The following is a 4322-nucleotide window of genomic DNA, read 5'->3' on the forward strand; positions in this document are numbered from 1 at the left end:
CCGCTGTTGCGGTCGGCGGGGTGCGAGGTGCTCGGCACCGGGCGAACACCGCGGCTGATCTGGCGGCGTTGGCGGGGGCCGCCTGGGTGGCTGAAGGTGGGGGAGCCCCCTGCGGGAGGGCGGAGAGCATCGCGGCCGGGTCCGGGGCGCGGATGGCGCGCTGTCGGGTGCGTGGGCACGTCGTGGAGGTCTCGGTGACGGTGGACGTGGTGGTGCCCATGGGCATCGGCGCGTTGAAGGTGGAGTCGCGGGCACGGGCTGGCCCTGTCGGGTGAAACGGCGTAGCCTGGCGCGACATGGCTCGTTGCACTGAGTGTCAATAGGGCGCGGAGGGGGCCGGAGGATGAAACACCTGACCTCTTTGTCATCCCTCTGCGACCTTTGCTACTCGGTGGTACGTTACTGTGCCATAAGCACGTAGTTATCACTCGGCACGGTGCGCCCGCGAGACCCTCGGCGGGACGAGACCAGCAGGACGTTGTCGAAGGGATTGAGGCCGTGACCATCACTCGCAGGATCGGTGCGGTCACACTGGCGGCGCCGCTTGCGATGGGTGTCCCGGTACTCGCAGCCGTTCCCGCTCAGGCCGCCTCGACGGGCGTCACCGCCCCCGCGAACGGCTCGGTCGTCACGAGCGGCTCCCAGCTGACCGCCAGAGCCCGCTTCGATTTCGCGCTCACGATGCAGCTGTGGGTCAGGGGCCCCGGTATCGGCGACAGGTTCCTGCAGGAACGATTCCTTGCGGGCAACTTGTCCGGGACGTTTCCCATCAGCCGGAACGGCAGCTACACGGTCTACCTGAAGGGCAAGCAGACCGGGCACGTCTACGACGACAGCACCTTCCAGGTGCGCATAGCGCCCGCCGCGCCTACCGGGGTGTCCGCGCGGGTGTCAGGCAGCAAGCTCGTGGTGAAGTGGAACCGCGGTCATGAGGACGACCTCAACGGCTACACGCTCTCGGGTTCCGGCGTCGAATCCACGTCCGGTTCAGTCGGTTCGCTCTGCCAGGGGACGAGCTGCTCCGCCAGCCTCTCGATGACCCGGTCGAGCGGACCGGTGTCCGTGGGCGTCCGGGCGCGGCGTCCCACCGGGTCGGGCGGGTCGCTGTACTCGGGCACCGTCACCGCGAGCGCCATGGTCGCCGGTTCCGCTGCGCTGCCCGGGGGTGTCGGCGCGCCGTCCCTGCCCTCCGGGGGCGGGGTGCCCGGGGCCGGAACCCCTCTGACGCCGTTCAACAACGAGTCTCCGGTCACCCTCCCGTCTGTCCAGCCGGACGGAGCGACGCCGGGCTTCGCCTACCCCGCGCCACAGATCGCCGCTGACTCACCGACGACTCAGAACGTCGCGGCGACCGAGCGGCTCCAGTGGGGCAAGAGCGTGGGCATCGCGCTCGTCCTGCTGATCGCCGCCGCGCATCTCGGGACCTGGACGCGCCGCTTGCGTGTCGCCCAGGCGGGGATGAGCAGCAGCGGCATGGCGGCCCGCATCGCGCGCAGCGGGACCGGCCGGAAGCGGGTCAGCCAGGCACGCCGGCAGATCGCACGCGCCGAGGCCCGCGCCAAGACGGCCCCGGTCATGTCCCTCGTCGAGGAGAAGGCCGAGGAGAAGGCCGAGGAGGAGCGGGATAAGAACGTCTCGACCCCTGGCGAAGCGAAGGCCAGCGACACGTCGTTGAACAACGTGAGCGATCCGCCGTTGAACGAGGCGGGTGATCTGCCGTCGGGCAAGGCGAGCGACCCGGCGGCGGGCAAGGCGAGTTATCCGGCGTCGAACAACGTGAGCGATCCAGCGTCGGGCAAGACGGGTGATCTGTCGTCGGTCCTGGCGAGCGATCCAACGTCACGCATGGCGAGTGATCCGGCGTCGGGTATGGCGAGCGATCTGCCGTCGGATATGGCGAGTGATTCGGCGTTGGACAAGGTGAGCGATCCCTCGTTGGACAAGGCGAAGGCTGCGCGTCGTCCTGCGGCGCTTGGGAAGCGGTCCGGTGGCGGCGTGCACGTGCGCATCGCCCGGTCCTCCTCCATTACGAAGCCCAAGCGCGGCCGCCGCCGCAAGTAATCGTCCCGGATGTTGTGCCATCGCGCTGAGCGGCTATGGGCTGGCGACGGCGTTTCTTTCCGGGATGAAAGGGAGTTGCCGGTGGGGCAGAGGTTGATCAAGTAGGGCTGGCGGGTGGTTTGGGGCAGGGTCTAGGCTGCCTTGCCAGTCGGACCCGCCCGGGGGTCGTCCGGCAAGGCGTGCCTGTCGTCCGAGACTTCGGCCCCGTCCCGTTCGGGGAGGGGGCCCGATGGAGAGGAGACCCTCCGCATGATCATCTTGGGGTTGATCGTGATCCTCGCCGCCCTCGCGGTGAGTGTCGCGGTGGTGCTGGACAACTCGGGCGACGCCCAGCTGACGGTGTTCGGGGACGAGATACCAGGGATCACCGATCAGTGGCACGTGTTCATGGCCGGCGCCGTCGTGGCGATCGTGTTCATGGTCGGCGTGATGATCGTGGCGCTGGGCCTCAAGCGCGCGATCGGCATGCGGCGGGAGTTGCGGGACCTGCGGGACGAGCACGAGGAGTCCCTGCAGACCTTGGAAATGGAGCGGCGGAAGCTGCAGCAGGCGCTCGCCCAGGCGCGGCGCGGGATGGACGATCAGCAACCGGTCCCGGCGCAGCGGGTCGCTCCGAACTGACCGTCAGCCGGTCGGCCGCAGTCGCCTGGGTCGGGCCGTGGTCGCTTGCTCGGGCCGCGGTCACCCCGCTCGGGCCGTGGTCACCGGGCGGACCCTGTGGTTGACCCCGTCGGGCCGTGGTCATGAGGTTGTGTACTGCTCTGTGTAAGCCTCTGTCGGGGCAATGGGTGTGATGATGTCGATGAGGACCCCGTTGGGGTCGGCGACGATGAAGTGTCGCTGTCCGAAGTCCTCGCTGCGTAGCTTGAGTTCGGGGTGCAGGCCGCCCTGTAGGACGAGCCGTTCCCATTCGGCGTCCACGTCCTCGACTTCGAAGTTCAAGAGGAGCCCTTGGACGGGGGCGCGGTAGGCGTCCGGCAGGGTCGGGTGGGTGTGGTCGAGCAGGGCGAGTTCGTAAGGGGACGTTCCGGGGCGGCGCAGGCTCACGTACCAGTCGGCCTCGAACGTCGTGTCGAAGCCCAGCAGTTCGGTGTAGAAGCGGTGGGATTCCTGGAGCCGGGAGGTGCAGATCACCGGGTAGAAGCTGGTCAGTCGCATGGGCACTCCTTTCGCATACCGTCGGTATGTCAAACGACAGGCTAGCCTGACATACCGCTGGTATGTCAAGGAGGAAGCGTGAACGTCAGAGCCCGGCAGCGGGAACGGACGCGTGAGGCGCTGCTGCGCGAGAGCAGGCTGCTGTTCGCCACGCGGGGGTACGGCGAGGTGAGCCTCGCGGAGATAGTCGGTGCGGCCGGGGTCACCAAGGGCGCGCTGTACCACCTGTTCCAGAGCAAGGTCGAGCTGTTCAGGGCCGTCCTGGAGCAGGTTCAGCAGGACGTGGCCCAGACCGTGGCGCAGACCGCTGATGCCGAGGACGACGCCTGGGCGCGGTTCACAGCGGGCTGCCGAGCGTTCCTCACCGCCAGCACGGCCCCGGACGTCCAGCGGATCATGCTCGTCGACGGTCCGGCGGTGCTCGGCTGGAACAAGTGGCGGGCGATGGACGAATCCGGCTCGGCCAGCCATCTCGCCGACGTGATCAACGAGCTGATCACGGAGGGCGTGATCGCCCCTCAGCCGGTCGCTCCGTTGACCCATCTGCTGTCCGGCGCGATGAACGAGGCGGCGCACTGGCTGGCCGCGTCCGGTGATCCCGAGGCCGGTCTGGCCGAGGTCTGGGTGCCCCTGGCAACGATGCTCGGCGCCCTCCGCGTCGATTAGGACCGCTGGCCCCCCCTTGTGCTGTGGCCGTCGCCGGACGACAGCGCCCCTGGCCCCTCGTCCCTCGCCCTCGCCGGTGGCACGAGGGCGTTGCTCGGCTGCTGCTAGTCGGTGTTGCGCGCCCCAACGGCGTGAGGGTGTTGCTCAGCGCCGGTGACGCGAGGGTGTCGCTAGCTCGATGGTGTTGCTTGGCGCAACGGCGTGGGGGTGTTGTTGAGCCCGGTGGCGCGGGGGCGGGCGCCTCGGGTGCATGGCTAGGGGGAATGAGTAGGAGGGGCGGTGGCGGTTCTGCGGGGCGATGGGCCTGGGTAGGCAAGGCTCCTGGTGTGTGTGGGACCGATACATGGCCGCTTCGGAGCCAGGAGGGCTGGTGGTCCGGGGTGGTGCCTGTGCGGTTTTAGTTGGGGGCTGTGTGGGGTGGATGATCGGTGGTGGCT

Annotated in this window: 5 protein-coding genes; 4 read left to right on the forward strand and 1 reads right to left on the reverse strand. The window is 68.8% G+C overall.

Annotated elements, in window-relative coordinates:
* From ETD83_RS39880 to ETD83_RS39890, 3 genes are all read left to right on the forward strand, one after another.
* A partial coding sequence (locus ETD83_RS39880) for an Rv3654c family TadE-like protein (protein WP_329603064.1) occupies positions 1–275 on the forward strand: 275 nt, incomplete at its 5' end.
* Positions 276–498: 223 nt separating this feature from the next.
* Entirely contained in the window at positions 499–2061 is a 1563-nt protein-coding gene (locus ETD83_RS39885; RefSeq protein ID WP_138650442.1) for a hypothetical protein, read from the forward strand.
* Between the two features lie 249 nt (positions 2062–2310).
* Positions 2311–2682 carry a hypothetical protein gene (locus ETD83_RS39890; RefSeq protein WP_138650443.1) on the forward strand — a complete coding sequence of 124 codons (372 nt, stop codon included), beginning with the start codon at positions 2311–2313 and terminating at the stop codon, positions 2680–2682.
* Positions 2683–2802: 120 nt separating this feature from the next.
* Here ETD83_RS39890 and ETD83_RS39895 read toward each other — a convergent pair whose 3' ends face one another.
* Positions 2803–3219: a VOC family protein gene (locus ETD83_RS39895; RefSeq protein ID WP_138650444.1), complete on the reverse strand. Its 417-nt coding sequence runs from the start codon at positions 3217–3219 to the stop codon at positions 2803–2805.
* A gap of 78 nt (positions 3220–3297) precedes the next feature.
* Here ETD83_RS39895 and ETD83_RS39900 point away from each other — a divergent pair, with 78 nt between their 5' ends.
* On the forward strand, positions 3298–3885 hold the full coding sequence (locus ETD83_RS39900; RefSeq protein WP_205718154.1) for a TetR/AcrR family transcriptional regulator: 588 nt from the start codon (positions 3298–3300) through the stop codon (positions 3883–3885).
* The last annotated feature ends 437 nt before the right edge of the window (positions 3886–4322 follow it).

Origin of the sequence: Actinomadura soli (assembly GCF_005889715.1) — a bacterium.
GTDB classification, from domain to species: Bacteria; Actinomycetota; Actinomycetes; order Streptosporangiales; family Streptosporangiaceae; genus Spirillospora; species Spirillospora soli.